Annotated in this window: 13 protein-coding genes; 6 read left to right on the top strand and 7 right to left on the bottom strand. The window is 27.3% G+C overall.

The genetic code is table 11. From position 1 onward, the window contains the following. The first annotated feature begins 95 nt into the window (after window positions 1-95). From malQ to QIA19_RS01340, 4 genes are all read left to right on the top strand, one after another. Window positions 96-1,616, top strand: a complete 1,521-nt coding sequence (gene malQ / locus QIA19_RS01355; RefSeq protein ID WP_301365274.1) for a 4-alpha-glucanotransferase — start codon at window positions 96-98, stop codon at window positions 1,614-1,616. 119 nt (window positions 1,617-1,735) lie between these two features. Further along, on the top strand, window positions 1,736-3,580 hold the full coding sequence (locus QIA19_RS01350; protein WP_301365272.1) for a putative glycoside hydrolase: 1,845 nt from the start codon (window positions 1,736-1,738) through the stop codon (window positions 3,578-3,580). 27 nt (window positions 3,581-3,607) lie between these two features. Further along, window positions 3,608-4,594, top strand: coding sequence for a calcium/sodium antiporter (locus tag QIA19_RS01345; protein ID WP_301365270.1), 987 nt, complete (start codon window positions 3,608-3,610; stop codon window positions 4,592-4,594). 80 nt (window positions 4,595-4,674) lie between these two features. Further along, window positions 4,675-6,423, top strand: a complete 1,749-nt coding sequence (locus QIA19_RS01340; RefSeq protein ID WP_301365269.1) for a hypothetical protein — start codon at window positions 4,675-4,677, stop codon at window positions 6,421-6,423. A gap of 26 nt (window positions 6,424-6,449) precedes the next feature. Here the strand turns inward: QIA19_RS01340 and QIA19_RS01335 are convergent, their stop codons facing one another. Continuing rightward, window positions 6,450-6,617: a hypothetical protein gene (locus tag QIA19_RS01335; RefSeq protein ID WP_002657037.1), complete on the bottom strand. Its 168-nt coding sequence runs from the start codon at window positions 6,615-6,617 to the stop codon at window positions 6,450-6,452. A 76-nt stretch (window positions 6,618-6,693) separates the two neighbouring features. Between QIA19_RS01335 and QIA19_RS01330 the strand changes: the two genes are divergently transcribed. Beyond that, entirely contained in the window at window positions 6,694-8,295 is a 1,602-nt protein-coding gene (locus QIA19_RS01330) for a hypothetical protein (protein WP_301365267.1), read from the top strand. Here QIA19_RS01330 and alr read toward each other — a convergent pair. The 6 genes from alr to QIA19_RS01300 form a co-directional block, all read right to left on the bottom strand. After that, window positions 8,287-9,405 (bottom strand): alanine racemase, encoded by a 1,119-nt coding sequence (gene alr, locus QIA19_RS01325; protein ID WP_301365265.1) that lies wholly within the window; start codon window positions 9,403-9,405, stop codon window positions 8,287-8,289. The two genes, QIA19_RS01330 and alr, sit on opposite strands and share 9 nt — an antisense overlap. A 47-nt stretch (window positions 9,406-9,452) precedes the next feature. Continuing rightward, entirely contained in the window at window positions 9,453-10,127 is a 675-nt protein-coding gene (locus QIA19_RS01320; RefSeq protein ID WP_301365263.1) for a S2/P23 family protein, read from the bottom strand. Between the two features lie 23 nt (window positions 10,128-10,150). Beyond that, the gene (locus QIA19_RS01315) at window positions 10,151-10,942 is read right to left on the bottom strand and encodes a S2/P23 family protein (RefSeq protein WP_008882553.1); all 792 of its coding nucleotides are present in this window, start codon (window positions 10,940-10,942) and stop codon (window positions 10,151-10,153) included. Window positions 10,943-11,095: 153 nt separating this feature from the next. After that, window positions 11,096-11,512: a hypothetical protein gene (locus QIA19_RS01310; protein WP_301365259.1), complete on the bottom strand. Its 417-nt coding sequence runs from the start codon at window positions 11,510-11,512 to the stop codon at window positions 11,096-11,098. Then, window positions 11,509-11,943 (bottom strand): hypothetical protein, encoded by a 435-nt coding sequence (locus QIA19_RS01305; protein WP_008882661.1) that lies wholly within the window; start codon window positions 11,941-11,943, stop codon window positions 11,509-11,511. The genes QIA19_RS01310 and QIA19_RS01305 overlap by 4 nt, the downstream gene beginning before the upstream one ends. Before the next feature lie 28 nt (window positions 11,944-11,971). Then, window positions 11,972-13,108, bottom strand: coding sequence for an LIC_12708 family protein (locus QIA19_RS01300; protein WP_301365256.1), 1,137 nt, complete (start codon window positions 13,106-13,108; stop codon window positions 11,972-11,974). 62 nt (window positions 13,109-13,170) lie between these two features. On the opposite strand from QIA19_RS01300, the gene secA reads away from it, so the two are divergent. Then, a complete protein-coding gene (gene secA / locus QIA19_RS01295; protein WP_301365254.1) occupies window positions 13,171-15,870 on the top strand; it encodes a preprotein translocase subunit SecA in 2,700 nt (899 codons plus the stop codon). The last annotated feature ends 5 nt before the right edge of the window (window positions 15,871-15,875 follow it).

Genomic DNA, 15,875 nt, shown 5'->3' with positions numbered 1-15,875 from the left:
AAATTGCTATTTAATATGTTGTTCTGATCTGATATTTATTATAATTTATAACACAGTGGGAATTTATTTAAATTATTAATTAATAGAGGTTTTATATGAAATATAAAAAAACAAGGTTTAATTTAGACTTAAAAAGAAAAAGTGGTATTTTGCTTAACATAAGCTCTTTACCATCTAAATATAGCATTGGAGATTTAGGAAAAGGAGCTTATAAATTTATAGATTTTTTGTTTGCATCTTCTCAAAGTTATTGGCAAATGTTTGCTTATTCCCCTATTGATTTTACAAGATCTCCCCCTTATTCAATTTTTTCGGCTTTTGCTGGCAATGTTTATTATATTGATTTAGAAGCCCTTGACAAATTTATAGATTCAGATTTAAGCCTTTTAAAAGAAAATGAAACCAGGTATTCTGATTTAAAAAAATTAAGTTTTAAAGATAAATTTCTTAAAGAAGCCGCTTTAAATTTTATTAATAGAGCTTCAGCTGATGAGGTTAGAAGCTTTGAAAAATTTAAAAAAAAGTCTTCTTATTGGCTTTTAGATTTTGCAAGTTTTGTTGCGTTTAAAGAATATTTTTTTAAAGAGTCAAAGAATGCTTTTAATGTTCTTTTTGATAGAGGAATTCTTAAAAGAAATGAAAAAGATTTATTTAAATTGAGAAATATCCTTTCAAAAGAGATTAAAGTACAAGAGGTGTTGCAGTATTTCTTTTTTTCACAGTTTCAAGCTTTAAAGTGCTATGCAAATGATAAGGGGATTGAGCTAATTATGAACGTGCCTTTTTTTATGGCATATGACTCTGCTGATGTTTGGGCACACCAAAAATATTTTAAGCTAAGATTTGATGCAAGCAAAGATAAGATTGCAGGAATTTCTCCAGATTATTTTTTAGAACAAGAGCAAGCTTGGGATAGTGCAGCTTATAGCTGGAATGTTTTAAAGAAATTTAAGTATGAATGGTGGGCAAAAAGGATCGAGGTTTTAAGAAAGTATGCAGATATAATTAAAATTGATCATTTCAGAGGTTTTGTTTCTACTTGGGAAGTTAGTGCGAGTGAGTCTTATGCTTTTAATGGGTTGTGGGTAAAGTCGCCAGGACGAGATTTTTTCAATTTTATTTTAAATGAAATTAAAGATTTAAAAATTTGGGTTGAAGATTTTCAAAATGATCTTGAAGATGTTTCAAGACTAAGAGATTTTTTTAATTTTCCAGGAATGAAAATAATGAATCTTGCCTTTGATTTTGATTCAAGCAATCAAAATCTTCCTCATAATTATATTAAAAATTGCATAGTTTACACAGGAAGTGGTGATAATGATACAATACGAGAGTTTATTAATTCTTTAGATGATTTGCATAAAAAGTACATTTTTGATTATTTAAATACAAATGAAAATTTTGTTGTTTGGGACATGATAAGAAGTGCTATGGGTAGTGTTTCTGATAATGTGATAGTGCCAATGCAAGATTATATTAATTTAGGAGATAAATTTAGTGTAAATATCCCAAAAAGCACTTTAGATAATTGTATTTTTAGATTATTAGAAAGTGATTTAGATACTACTTTGAGTCAAAATATAAGTTTTATTACAAGGCTTTATGGCAGAGCTTAAGATTTTTAAGAGCAAAGTCGTTATAAAATTTAGGTTTTTTTAAATTTAATTGAGATCCAATTGTTCAAATAAAAATCACTGTTATTTAATATTTTTTCATTTGCAAGTATCATGTATTAATGTATATGAAAATTTTTATCTATTGGGTGGTTATTTTCTTCTTTTTTGTTTTTAAGGTTTTTAGTATATATTCATTAACCGATGAAGAATTTTTTAAAAAATATAGTTTATTTTTTGTTCATAAAGGATTTTTAAGTAAAAATGTTAATGGGAAAATAACCAAAGTTCAAGTCAATGGGATAAATTCTAGGTGGGTTTACCCTTTTCATAAGCTTGTTCCTAGTCGAATTACTTCTATTTATGAGGATGTTTATTCTTCAAGTTCATTTTTGACTACAAGTAACAATCTTTATGTTTCTTATGATTATTCAAAAAATTTTAGAAAATTAGTGGGAATTGATAAATTTAATAGCGGTGCATATATTACATCTAGTGCCTTTTCTCAAGGAGATTACAAGCGTATTGCTATTGGAACTGCGATTCATGGTATTTATATTAGTGTTAATGGAGCTATTAGTTTTAAAAATTTAAATCGTTTGATTCCGCAGATTTATTTAGGTGCAGGATATTACGATATTATTAGTGCTATTGAATTTTCAAAAGAAGAGACAAATAATTTATATTTTTCCTCTGGAGTTTATGGAGATATTTTTTTAATTAGTCAGAAAAGTGGATTTATTAAAAAAATATCTTTTCCTTTTAAAAAGCAAATAATACGTATTTTAGACTTATCTAGCAAGAATGTAGAAAAAATTTTAGTCAGAACATATGACAATCATTTTTATTCTTATATTAATGGGCAATGGGTATTTATTGGAAAATTATCTTTGCAGGATCAGGATTTTTTTGAAAAATCACAAAGGATGCGGCTTGCTAAAAATAAAGGGTCTATTTATTTAACAGCATATACATTGCGTAATAAGAGGGCAGTTGATGAAAGATTTAAATTTATTAAAGATTCAGGTATGAATGCCGTTGTAATTGATTTTAAAGATGATAATGGTAATTTGACTTATTCTAGTAAGCTTTCTTTGCCCAATAAGTTGAGATCTGTTAAAAACTTTATTGATGTTCCCTATATTCTTAAAAAAGCAAAAGAGCTTGGAATTTATGTTATTGCTAGATGTGTTGTATTTAAAGATTCAAAATTGTATTATTATGATAATTTTAAACACGCTCTTTGGAATAAAAAAACCAATAAACCTTGGGCTCATTTGATTAAAAAAGTTGATTCTAGTGGCCTTGTGAAATATGTACAAGTAGAGCATTGGGTAGATATTTTTTCTCCTGCTACTTGGGAATATAATATTTCTATCGCAAAAGAAATTCAATCTTTTGGAGTTGACGAGATACAGTTTGATTATATTAGATTTCCATCAGATGGGCCCGTGTCTCTTGCAATCTCGAGAATGAATAAGCATGAGATGCAACCCGTTGATGCACTTGAATCTTTTTTGATTATGGCAAGAGAACAGCTTTATGTTCCTATTTCTGTTGATATTTATGGGTACAATGGCTGGTTTCCTACCAATAGTATTGGGCAAAATATTTCAATGTTATCAGATTATGTTGACGTTATATCTCCTATGTTTTATCCTTCGCATTATACTGATGATTTTTTGCCAAGCAATTTTTATTACACAAAAAGAGCTTATAGGCTTTATAAAGAGGGAAGTGATAGAGCGCTTGCTTTTTCTTTAGATGGGGTTGTTATTAGACCTTATGTTCAAGCTTTTTTATTAGGAAAAGAAAGATTGGTGGATGACGAGATTTATTTGGAGTATTTAAAGTTTCAGCTTAAAGGAATCAAAGAGTCATTTGGTAGTGGCTTTAGTCTTTGGAATGCATCTAATGTTTATTATATGATTAAAGGTAGTTTAAAAGAATATTTAGATTCTTTTTAATTATTGTTTCTTGTAAAGGAGATTTATTTGCAACATTTAATTCAATTTTTTTACGTAGGATTTGGGATTTTTTTATTGTATCTTGGTGGTAATTTACTTTTAAAAAGTTCAGTTGGTATTGCTACTTATTTAAAAGTCCCAACACTTTTAATAGGAGTTACAATAGTATCTTTTTCAACAAGTGCTCCAGAGCTTTTTACAAGTTTGGTGGCAGCTTTTAAGGGTAAAAACGAAATTGTTGTTTCTAATGTTATTGGTAGCAATATTATTAATATGTTGCTTGCTCTGCCTTTAGCAGGATTCTTTTTTAAGATTAAGGCAGATTTTAAAAGACTTAAACTTTCTTTTATGTTTTTGTTTTTATTAATGTTTCTTCTTTTATTGCTTTCATTTGATTTTAGATCTTACTCTTTTTTTATAACACCTTATAATCGTTTTAGCTCATTTAGTATTTTAATTTTATTTTTATCCTATTTGTTGCTTTTTTATAAAGAAGAAAAAGCGCATGCCAGCTTGGAAAATTCTTTCCAAGAAGGTGCAAGTAATTTAAATCAGAGTTTTAACTTTGTATTTTTTAACTTGTTAAGTTTTGCTATTAGCATGTATTTTCTTTATTTGGGATCGAAATTATTGGTAGATGGAGCTCTTTACATTGCCAACAATGTTTTTAATATTAGTGAAAAGTTGATTGGAATTATACTTGTAGCTTTTGGGACAAGTGTTCCCGAGCTTGTTGTATCTCTTTTTGCAATAATTAGAAAAGAATCAGACATTGCATTTGGCAACATTATTGGTAGTAATATTTTTAATATCGGATTTATTTTAGCTAGTAGTAGTTTTTTCAGACCTATCTTATTGCAAAATATTTATATTTTAGATTTTAGTATAATGGTATTTATAACTTTAGTTTTATTTTTAGTGGTTAAATTTAAAGGGGTTTTTGGTAGGGGCATTTCTTTAATTTTTTTGCTTTTATATTTTTTATATAATTTAATGTTATTTAACTTTTATTGATTATTTGATCTTAATTTTGACTTGTTAATATATTTTTAATGTAATATGTTTTATTATTTAAATGTAATATAAGGAACAATATGAAAAAATTACCAGAAATTTTTTATATGAGTAGCAAAGAAGTGGATATTTTGATTTCTCAACTAGGAATATCTTCTGATACCCAAAAATCAATTTTGAAAACTATTTTGTCTTATAAAAAGGAAGCTATAGATTATTCTTCTTTTATAGAAGAGCATTCTGTAAAAATAAGAGGTTTAAAAGGGGAGCTTGATTTTTTATTTCGTAAACTTTATGAAGTTAAAAGAGGAATAGTTACTAATAGAATAGCAACTGATGGAGAATTTTTGCCAGACAGTATAATTTTGACCGATGAGGCCAGTTATGATTTTTATTATTATTCTATTGATGATTTATTTTTGAAAACTTATATAGGAATAGAGCTTTTTAGCTCTTTGCTTACTGTTAAGAATATAGAATCTAGTTTGTTGGTTTTTAAGAATGAATTTATAACTATTACAGATTCAGATATTAACTATAAATTTTTTGAAACAAAATCACAATTGAAAGAAATATTAGTTTGGAAATCATTGATAATTCCATCGAGCAGGGCTTTATATTTTATTGAGTTTGTTAAAAAAATATTTTTTAATATTGCTTCTAATAATGTTGTAAAAGATGTTTTCGTTAGAATAAAAGGATTAAAGCTTATTGATTATGAGAAAACTTTAGAAGAGGGCAAGAATATTATTGGTGCTATTTCTAAGATTCTCTCCGGCATAATTGAAATCAAGGATGAAGTTCTTGGCAAAAAAGGAATTACTTTTTCAAAAAATTATTTTGTTTTTTTAGAGTTTCTTAATTTTTTTATTAAAAATGAAAAAGACTTAGAAGAGCTTAAGGCTATAGAAGCTGTTAAAATTGATGAATCTTTAAAAGCAATTGAAAAGACTTTAGAGTTTAAAAAAGGCTCAATTGATACAGAAGAGTTTTTTGGGATTTTAAAAGTTTATTCTGAAGGGCTAAACGATCCTGAAAATTTTTTGTTAGTTGCTAATATGTACTTTTTTGAATCTAAAATTCATGATATTTTGCCAAAAATATTTCAAGTAAAAGAAAATTTTTATTTGTACAAGCCTTTTGCATATGAGTTTTTTTTAGAAGAATATGAAAAGGTTTTGCAATTTCTTAATAGTGAATTGAAGGCTAGTATATTTAAAATTCTTAGCTTTGGGGATGATCCTTCTTCTATTTTCACAGAAGAAGGTTTAGAAGAAGTTCTAAGTAGATTGGTATCTAGATATATTATGAATGAGTATTGCTTAAAAAATAAAGTTAAGTTTCTTGATCTTATTGTTTCTCATTACAGGAGAGTTTGTAAAACACAAAGTGTTCAGGTTCATCTTAAAGATTTGATTAAAGTTGAAGCAGCAAAATATTTTAAGAATAGTAATGAATTGTTACCCTTATATAAAATATATAAACTTGATTTGTATTCGATTTTAAATGCTGCTTATAAAGATTTAAGCTTGTTTAAAAGAATTGTTTTGTTTTTGACAGGCAAACATCAAAGTTATAAAGAGGCTTTGTCTAGATTGGATTTTAGAGCTGGTTTGAATAAAAGTGGAAGCGGTCTTTTTGATTCAAATGAAAGAGTTAAAAGACAATTGGAAAAAATTAGAAAACAAAGAGAGGAAATAAAAGAGCAAGTTAGAAATTCTTTCCCCAAGAAGGGCACAGCGTCTAAGCAAGTAGCAAATAAGAGCTATACAAAACAAGAGCAAGACGAAGCTTGGGTCAAATTTAGTGATAGGATACAAAAAAAATAGCGTTTGTAAGTAAGCGGATTTATTTGTTAAAATAAATCCCTTGGCTTTCTTGCTGTATTTTTTGAAGTTTGACATTCTGCATAATGCTTTATTTTCCCATTTTCAAATTTTGATTTCATTATAATTTTTCCTCCCCATCGACTTATTAGTTCTTTTGAACCCACTCTTTGAGCGTTTTTAGAAATTTTAGCCATTTTAAAGCTCCTTTTGATAGATTTATTGTATAATAAAATCTATCAAAATAGGGTTGATTTATCAAGGAATTTATTCATGTTATTTATAATATTTTTTATTAGTGCTCCTCTTTTTTCAAAAGAAGTTTACTATAGGTTTGCAGATTATTCTGTTAATTACAGTATAGTGGGTAAATATGAGATTACAAAAGAAGAATCTGAGGAAGAGTACGGATATAAATTTACTTATGATCGCAATAATAATCTTATTTTAGTTGATTATATTGGTAAGCTTAGTATTTTAATGCCTTCTTTTTTTAATGCAAGCCAAATTAAAATAGAAAGATCCAAGCGCAGCGAAAGGCGCATATTTCTAAATAGGGGACTTGCTTTTAAAAACAATAATGGTGTTTATATTGAACATATAGAGTATATGAGTGATGGCAGGATTAAAAATATTTTTAATTATAATAGATCTAATGAAATGGTTAGAGATAAATATGATGTTTCTTATTATCATTTTTTATACGACAATGAGAGAGAGTTTAGTGTTTACAGATTTAATGAATCAGGGATTCAAATCAAAGATTTAAATAATGTGTATTTTACAAAGATCAGCTATGATCATACCAAATTTGTTAAAACGGTTTTGTATTACGATGAGAATGGTTATATCGTAAGATCAAAAAATGGTACTTTTGGGTTTAGATTAACTTATGATGCTAATCATAATCTTATTAAAGAGGAATATCTTGATAAATCGGCTTATGCTGTTTCAAATCCATTTTCTGTAGCTACTAAAATATATCATTATGATGTTGATGGAAAAGTTATTGAGATTTTAAATTATGATATTAATAACAACTTGACTCCTGATGAAAATAATGTAGCAATTTATCGCTATGAATATTATTTTAAAGATAAAGATTGCTATTACAAGGAATATAATTACGACAATAATAATAATTTAACAATCAGTCAAAATGGGTATGCCATGAAGAAGACTATTTTTTATATCCAAAATAATGAAAAAAGAATAATAAACTACAGTAATAAGATCAATAAAAACTATAATAGAGATATTCCTACTGTTTATGAGGAAAAGTATGAAATAATGGATAATTTTAAAGGTATTGCTATTTATAGTTATAAATATGATGATAATTTTTATCTAATAGAAAATATTTTTTTTGATAAAAATTTTAATTTAATAGCTGATGTTAAAGGCGTGATGATTTATAGATACTCTTACGACAAAGAAGGATTTTTGATTGCTCAAGAACATTTTGGTGGGGATTTTGTTAATCCAATAGATGATTTTGAAGGAGTTTCAAAGTATAAATTTAGTTACGATTCTAATGGCAATATGATTTCCAAGAAAAATTATTCTAAGGATGGAGTTTTGGTTGCTGATTGTAATTTTGTTTTTGAGTATTTATATGAATATGATAAACAAAATAGGCTTATTTCTCAAAAAAATTTTGGCAGCTTGGGACAGTTGCAGGACGATATTCATGGAGTTAGTGTTTATAAATATGAATATAATAAATTTGGGAAAATGTCAAAGCAGTCTAATCATGGTCCGGATTTGAGATTAAGAGATGATGTTGGGGGATTTTCAATTTATAAGTGGATTTATGATTCTAGAGGCAATTTAATAGATTTTCAAAAATTTGATTCTTTGGGCAATTTAATCTAAGTATTTTCTCTTTTCGTATTTTCCTATATTACATAGTAATTCATAATGACTTCTTTTAGAAAATTTACTCATTTCATCTATACTTAATTTTTCTGATACAATTTCTACTTTTGAACCTGTTTTAACTTTTAGGTCTTTGGGAATTTCTACTATTGCCAGATTCATGCAAACTTTTCCCCTTATTTTACATTTTTTATTGTTTATTAAAAAATAAAAATCATTACTTATATTTTGAGGTATTCCATCAAAATATCCGATTGGAATAATTCCTATTTTCATATCTTCTTTGGCTTGAAATATACCCGAATATGAAATTTTTTCACCCTTTTTGACATTTTTGATAAATATTATTTTTGAAAATAAGCTTAATACAGGTTTAAAATTTAAAGCAGGTTTTTTGTTTTTTTGTGATTGACAGTAACCGTAAAGAATAAGGCCTGGTCTTACCATATTAAATTGTGGACTTAGTTTGTAGTTAATAATGTGTCCCGAATTAGAAATATGGACAAATTTGGGATGAATATTTTTTTGTTTTAGTGTTTCTAAAAAAAATAAGAATTGCTCTATTTGCTTTTGTGTGGTTTTAAAGTTTTCTGTTGATGGGAGATGTGAGCAGACCCCTTCTAGTTCTAGAAATTTTGAATTTTGAATATATGTAGCTATTTCAAGGGCATCATCTATTTTTATTCCATATCTATTCATTCCGATATCAATTTTTAAGTGGACTTTTATTTTATTTTTTTGCAATGCGCATTCTTTTTCTATTGAAAATAGATATTCAAAATCAGCAACAAATGGTACTAATTCAAATTTAATCAAATTTTTAATTTCTTTTTTATCCACTTTAATGTACATCAATATTTTTATATTTTTATCAATTTTTTTAAGTGTTTTAGCATCTTCAATATTAGAAAGTCCAAAATAATTTATTTTTTTTGATTTTAAAAATTTAAAGATGTTTATAAGCCCGTGACCATATGCGTCACCTTTTAAGGTGGCTACTATTTCTTTTTCGCCAATTTTATTTTTAATTAAATTTAAGTTATGTTCTAAATTATTTAAATTTATTATTATTGTTTTGTTGCTACCCATTGTTTTATTATTATACATTTAGCTCTCTTAGAGAAGTGAAAATCTTTTTTCTATTAATTTGTAGTTTATTCTATAATGGGTATTGGAAATTTTTTTATTTGGTTGCTTTTAAAATGTAATCTCATTTTTTTTTGAAAATCGTTATATATTTTAGGGTTAATTCTAATTTCGTATTTTTCAGTTTCTTTATTTATATTATTTTCTACTGTTATTGCTGCTAAAATATAATGCCAGTTGTTATCCTTATAATATTCTGCAATTGTTTTTGAAAGAGATTCAGTTTTTAATGTACCAAATGAGTAAGCGTCTTTTGCAAGCTCTTTTTTTGATTGCTGTTTTCCACTAGTAAGGCTGCTTAGCCGGTTAATAAAATTGCCTTTATCTGGACTTAAAAATTCTAATTTTGTGATTTTATATTTCTTGGAAGCTTCGTTTGATAGGTCAAATGAAATAATAGCAGAAGATCCAATTTTTGAAAATACATTTATAAATGAATAACTAATCCCCTCAAGTTCTTTTATTGGTTCTCCATTTAAGTCTGCCAATTCCATGTAGGGTTGGCTAATGGCGACATCAACAGATGCAAGTAAAAAACTTTGTTTTAGTTTTTTAATTTCTGTTTTTATATTTTCTTTTACAATATAATTTTCGTTTTCGAAGATATTAATTTCGTTTTCAGAAAAGCTATTTTTAGCTAGAGAAAGAATTATCAAGGTTAAAATAAATTTTTTAATGTTCATAAGATATTTCCTTTTGTTTTTATTTATATATCTTCAAATAAATCTCCAGTTATGTCTTTTAATATAGAATTTTCTTTTAGCACTTCTTTTAAAAATTCAATAATTAATTTTGAATTAAGAGAAATTTTATAAATTTTAGTTTCTTGAGTAAGTTTATTTTTGACAGTTAAATCTGCAAGCATATAATTCCAATGACCATTTTTATGTGTTAATTTAAAAGCATTTTTAATTTCGTCACTCATTAATATTCCAAATGGGTATGCAGTAACATATCCTTCTTCTTGTGAATTTTCAACAGCTAGAAGAGAATTTTTAAGTTCTAGGGTGGAACCAGCTGTTACAAATTTAATATCTTCAATTTCATATTCTTTATCCCCATTTTTAGTTGTTTCAAAAAGCATTAATAGTGACGCGTAATAACTATATTCTCCATCCATTTTTATAGGAGATAGTATATAAGAATATCCAAATTTGTTTTTAAATTCTGGTATTTCTTTTCCATATTCGTCTAAGATTTTCATTGCCTTTGTTTTTATCCAAGTTACGTCATGATTACCATTTATGATTGGCAATTTTTTATTTGAAATTTTGCCTGATATTAAATGTAATTTTTCATCGCTTATTGGTTTGCCAGTTTCGTTTTCTTGATGTACAGATGTATGTTGTGAATTTTTTAAATGTATTTTTTTATCACTTATTGGTTTGCCAGTATTGCTGTCTTGATGTACAGATTGTGGTTTCTTAAAAAAAGCGCAACTCAGCATTAACATGGGCAGCATTATTAGTTCCAAATATTTACATGTTCTAAATATCATTATATCTTCTTCCTTTATACCATTTAAAGCCTTTTTGAGGCGGTAATTAAAATTTACATTAAACCATAGTAATAATATAGAATGCTTATGTCAAAGTCAAGTCGCTTTTGGTTTTATTAAAAATTGCATTTTTATTTTTAATCTTTCAATATCTTACAATAAAGGTATTTCTGCTGCTAAAAAATGAATTATTCCTATAATGATTGATATAATGCCAATTATTTGCTGATTGCTTTCAAGTATTGATTTAAATTTTCCATATTTTTTGTTATTTTGAACTTCTGTAGGTAATTTTTGTTTTAAAAACAAGATAAATCCAATTAAAAATAAACTTACAGCTGGAATCAAATTTCCAATTATTGGCAATTTGTAGGGCTTGATTATTTCAAGGGCGCTGGTTATTAAAAATAATAATCCAAAAATGCTTTTTACTTTTTTGTTATCGTTTATTAAATTTACAAAATCTTCAAAAATTTTTAAAAAGCTTATTTTTTCTATTAATATTGGAAATGCAAGTATTATTCCCCCTAAGATGTTAAGTGAAACAGACATGAAGTATATTTGTATCATATTTTACCTCTAGGTTTTATTCTTTTACTATAAAAGACATTATTATTGCCATTACTCTTTAATATTATACTTAATAAACTTTCATTTTGATAGATTATATTAGCATATGTTGTAAAGTTTTTACTGCTTATATAAAGCAAATTGCTTTCAATTAATTTACTGTCCAGATAAATATCTAGTTTGGCTTTTCCCAGGTTGGAAGTTTTTTTTGTTTTTATGTTTATTTTTAGCGATAATCTGTTTTTGTCTTGCTTGTAGCTTATTATCATTTTGATATTATTTTTATTATTTTCGTGATTTTGAATTCTGGGAATTAATAAAATTTTAAAAAATAAAAGAATTACAACAAAGATTATCCCAATAATGATATGTTTTTTCATTTTTTTTTGGTATTCGATTTCTAGTTTTTGATTGCAATTAATCTTTTTCATTGTATTTGCAAATCTAACCTTACTATAATTATAATTTTAATAATGCATTTAAATTCCACCAGTAAACACTAACGCCAGTTTTTCCGCCATAAAGTATACTAAGTATTCCATCTTTAGATAAACTTTCAGAGAGAAACATTAAATTTGGAGGCTCAATTAAAGCTATTTGCTCTTTAATTAAACCCTTGCTGTCTAATTTCCATATTAAATTGTTAGATAAATTTTTCATATTAGTAGATGCTATTATTTTGTCTTTTTGTATTTTTATAATGTTTATAAAGCTTTCTTGTTTATCATCTAGTAAGTTTTTAGGAAGAGCAATTTTATTTATTACTTCTAATTCTTTGTTTTTTTTCAAACTCATTTTATAGATATATTGATCTTTAATTTTAATTCCAAGATCATTTATATTTTCATTGTCACCAATGTTTTCATAGTAAGTAGTTTTTACATAAAGAGTTTTTTTGTTGACTTCAAAAAAAACCTTATCTATTGAAATGTTGTATTTTTTCTTTTGATTGTCTACTGTTTTTAACAGGTTTTTGTTGACGTAAATTTTATAAAGCGGGGAAAATTCTTTATTGTAAGAATATATTATATATCCTTCGCTATATATTGATATTATTGCAATGTTGCCATTTTCATCAACATTAACATCATAAATTTGTGGAAATGGCATTCCGTTTAAACCTTCTTGACCTAAAATTTCTACAGATGAGTTTTTGTTTAGTATTAGTATTCTCATGAAGTAGGCAATATTCTCTTTTTGGTTGAATTTTGATTTTTTATTATTTAGTTTGTCTGCGACAATAATAAAATCTTTTAGTGGGTATATTGCTTGAATTCCTTCAAAATCTATTTTTTTTATTTTTAAATCGGGGTTTGTTTTAAATATTCCATTTTGATATGTTTGTATTAGTTTTCCATATGAGTTGAAAATCATTAATTTATTTGTTTTTATTTCTGCAATGTACACTAGCCCATTATACGTTTTGATATCAAATTTTGAATTTGTAAATTTGTTATTCAAAGGCATTATTGCACCAGGAAGTGTTCCAAATGGTATTTTAAATTGTTCTTCTCCTAATTCGTTTAAAGTTTTAGCATTACATGATATAATTGCAAAAAGCAGGCTTAATATAAGAGCTTTATAGTGTTTTTTCATATTTTTTATATTATTATTTAAAATGACTTTAAGTCAATTATTTAGGAGAATTAATACCTACCATGTTAAAAGCAGTACTTGAGACAACTATTGGCTCAAAAAGTAAAAGAGATTTAAAAGATTATCTTCCGACTTTAAGAAATATTAATAAGCTTGAGCGTTGGGCATTATTGTTGGCAGATGAAGATTTTTCAAAGGAGACAGAAAAGCTTAAAGATGAATTAAAATCGGGTAATTCTTTAGAGAATATTTTAGAGCGAGCTTTTACTCTGTCTAGAGAAGCTGCTAGAAGGCGTCTTAAAGAAAGGCCTTATGATGTGCAAATCATTGCAGGTCTTGCTCTTCACAAAGGCAAAATAATAGAAATGAAAACGGGAGAAGGAAAAACCCTTTCCTCAGTTCAAGCGGCGTATTTAAATAGTTTAACAGGAGATGGAGTTATTATTGTTACTGTTAATGACTATCTTGCAGAGCGTGATTCCAATTGGATGAAGCCGGTTTTTGATCTTTTGGGTGTTAGCGTGGGGGTTGTTCTATCTAATATGGATTATGAGCTAAGAAAGGCTCAATATGCTAAAGATATTACTTATGTTACAAATAATGAACTTGGATTTGATTATCTAAGAGATAATATGCGTTATGACTTGAATGAAAAATCCTTGAGAAAGTTTAATTATTGTATTATTGATGAAATTGATTCTATTTTGATCGATGAGGCAAGAACCCCATTGATTATTTCAGGGCCTACTGAAGGCAACACTAATGCTTATCTTGAAGTTAATTCTCTTGTATCTTTTTTAAAAGAATGCTCCAAAGATCCCAAAACAGGTGATTATCCTTTAGAAATAGACGACCTTGATGGTGATTATACTGTTGATGAAAAAGCTAAAAGAATTTCTTTTACTGCCAAAGGGCTTAATAATCTTGAACAGCTTTTAGTTTCTAAAGGCATTATTAGTGGGTCTATGTATACTGATTCAAATTTTAATTATGTTCATTATATGACTCAAGCCTTAAAAGCGCATTTGCTTTTTTTAAAAAATAGAGAATATATTGTTGGTGATTCTGGGGTTGAGATTGTAGATGAATTTACCGGGAGAGTTTTAACAGGGAGAAGATATTCAGATGGGCTTCACCAAGCTATTGAGGCTAAAGAAGGAGTTAGAGTTGCTAATGAAAATAAGACTATGGCAACTATTACTTTTCAAAATTTATTTAGAATGTTTGATAAAATTTCTGGCATGACAGGTACAGCTGATACAGAAGCTAAAGAATTTCATAAAATATATAATCTTGATGTAGTTGTAGTTCCAACAAATAGATTGTTAGCGCGAATAGATGAGGATGATACTATTTATTATACGGAAGAATTTAAATTTAATGCGATTACAGATGAGGTTTATAAAACTTACAAAAAGGGTCAACCGGTTTTAGTGGGAACTGTTTCTATTGAAAAATCTGAGATTTTATCAGCCATGTTTAAAAGTAGAGGCATTAAGCATGAAGTTCTTAATGCAAAAAATCATTCTAGAGAAGCATTTATTATTGCTGAAGCTGGAGCAAAGCATGCGGTTACAATAGCAACAAATATGGCTGGTCGTGGTACGGATATTAAACTTGGAGGAAATATTGAGCACAGAGTTAGAAAAAAAATCGGAACTAATGTAAGCCTTGAAGAATTTCAAGAGGCTGTTAAAAATGAGAGAGAAAATTACCTGAAAGACTATAATGAGGTTAAAAGTCTTGGTGGGCTTTATGTTATTGGTAGTGAACGTCACGAATCAAGGCGAATAGACAATCAGCTTCGTGGTCGTAGTGGAAGACAAGGTGACCCCGGGCGCTCAAGATTTTATGTGTCCCTTGAGGACGATTTAATGCGCCTTTTTGCTGGAGACAATCTAAGATCATTAATGGGTAAGCTTGGAATGGCAACAGGAGAGCCTATTACTCATTCTCTTTTAACTAAATCTTTGATTAATGCTCAAAAACGAGTAGAAGACAGAAATTTTGAAATTAGAAAGCATTTGTTAGAGTATGACGATGTTATTACAAAACAAAGAGATTTTATTTATGCTCAGAGAAATTCCATTCTTGAAGATACAGCTATTAAGGATCGTATTCTTGTTGCTTTAGAAGAATATCTTAGTTTTTTGCTTGAAGGGACAAAAAGTAGCACAGTTTCAAATGTTTTTTTAAATGAAGTAAATTCAATTTTTGCTTATATGCTTGAGAGTCTTGGCTCTATTGAAAATATTAATTCTCTTGATTTAAAGGCTAAGTTAATGCAAATAGCAAAAGCAAATTTAGATGAAAAGGAAAATTTGATTGGTAGGGATCTTTTTAATGGATTTTTAAGATATGAATATTTGAAAAATATTGATTTTAAATTTCAGGAACATCTTGCAAATTTAGACTCTTTAAGAGAGGCTGTTTATTTAAGGTCTTATGCTAATAAAAATCCAATCACAGAATACAAAGAAGAGGGATTTTCAATATTTAGCGAGCTTATTAAAGACATTAAAGTGTCTACCATAAGGCGTGTTCTTCAATTAAAATTGGATAGCAATTCTTCCGATTTTAAGTCAACAAAGAAGTCTAGGAATGTTAAACCAATTCATAAAGAACTTTCTGGAATTGTTATTAATGAGAATAAAAGCGTTTCTAATGTTCAAGTGGTTAGAAGTTCTCCTAAAATAGGCAGAAATGAGCCTTGTTATTGTGGAAGTGGGAAGAAATATAAAAATTGTCATGGCAAAAGTTAAAACAG

Source organism: [Borrelia] finlandensis (assembly GCF_030438365.2).
GTDB classification, from domain to species: Bacteria; Spirochaetota; Spirochaetia; order Borreliales; family Borreliaceae; genus Borreliella; species Borreliella finlandensis.
The sequence above is the reverse complement of the archived record's forward strand: the minus strand, read 5'-3'. Positions and strand labels throughout refer to the sequence as shown.

Excerpts from the sequence above, each read along its gene's own strand:
- malQ (WP_301365274.1), top strand. The coding sequence starts at position 96 with ATGAAATATAAAAAAACAAGGTTTAATTTAGACTTAAAAAGAAAAAGT.
- QIA19_RS01350 (WP_301365272.1), top strand. The coding sequence starts at position 1,736 with ATGTATATGAAAATTTTTATCTATTGGGTGGTTATTTTCTTCTTTTTT.
- QIA19_RS01340 (WP_301365269.1), top strand. The coding sequence starts at position 4,675 with ATGAAAAAATTACCAGAAATTTTTTATATGAGTAGCAAAGAAGTGGAT.
- QIA19_RS01335 (WP_002657037.1), bottom strand. The coding sequence starts at position 6,617 with ATGGCTAAAATTTCTAAAAACGCTCAAAGAGTGGGTTCAAAAGAACTA.
- QIA19_RS01330 (WP_301365267.1), top strand. The coding sequence starts at position 6,694 with ATGTTATTTATAATATTTTTTATTAGTGCTCCTCTTTTTTCAAAAGAA.
- alr (WP_301365265.1), bottom strand. The coding sequence starts at position 9,405 with ATGTATAATAATAAAACAATGGGTAGCAACAAAACAATAATAATAAAT.
- QIA19_RS01320 (WP_301365263.1), bottom strand. The coding sequence starts at position 10,127 with ATGAACATTAAAAAATTTATTTTAACCTTGATAATTCTTTCTCTAGCT.
- QIA19_RS01315 (WP_008882553.1), bottom strand. The coding sequence starts at position 10,942 with ATGATATTTAGAACATGTAAATATTTGGAACTAATAATGCTGCCCATG.
- QIA19_RS01310 (WP_301365259.1), bottom strand. The coding sequence starts at position 11,512 with ATGATACAAATATACTTCATGTCTGTTTCACTTAACATCTTAGGGGGA.
- QIA19_RS01305 (WP_008882661.1), bottom strand. The coding sequence starts at position 11,943 with ATGAAAAAGATTAATTGCAATCAAAAACTAGAAATCGAATACCAAAAA.
- QIA19_RS01300 (WP_301365256.1), bottom strand. The coding sequence starts at position 13,108 with ATGAAAAAACACTATAAAGCTCTTATATTAAGCCTGCTTTTTGCAATT.
- secA (WP_301365254.1), top strand. The coding sequence starts at position 13,171 with ATGTTAAAAGCAGTACTTGAGACAACTATTGGCTCAAAAAGTAAAAGA.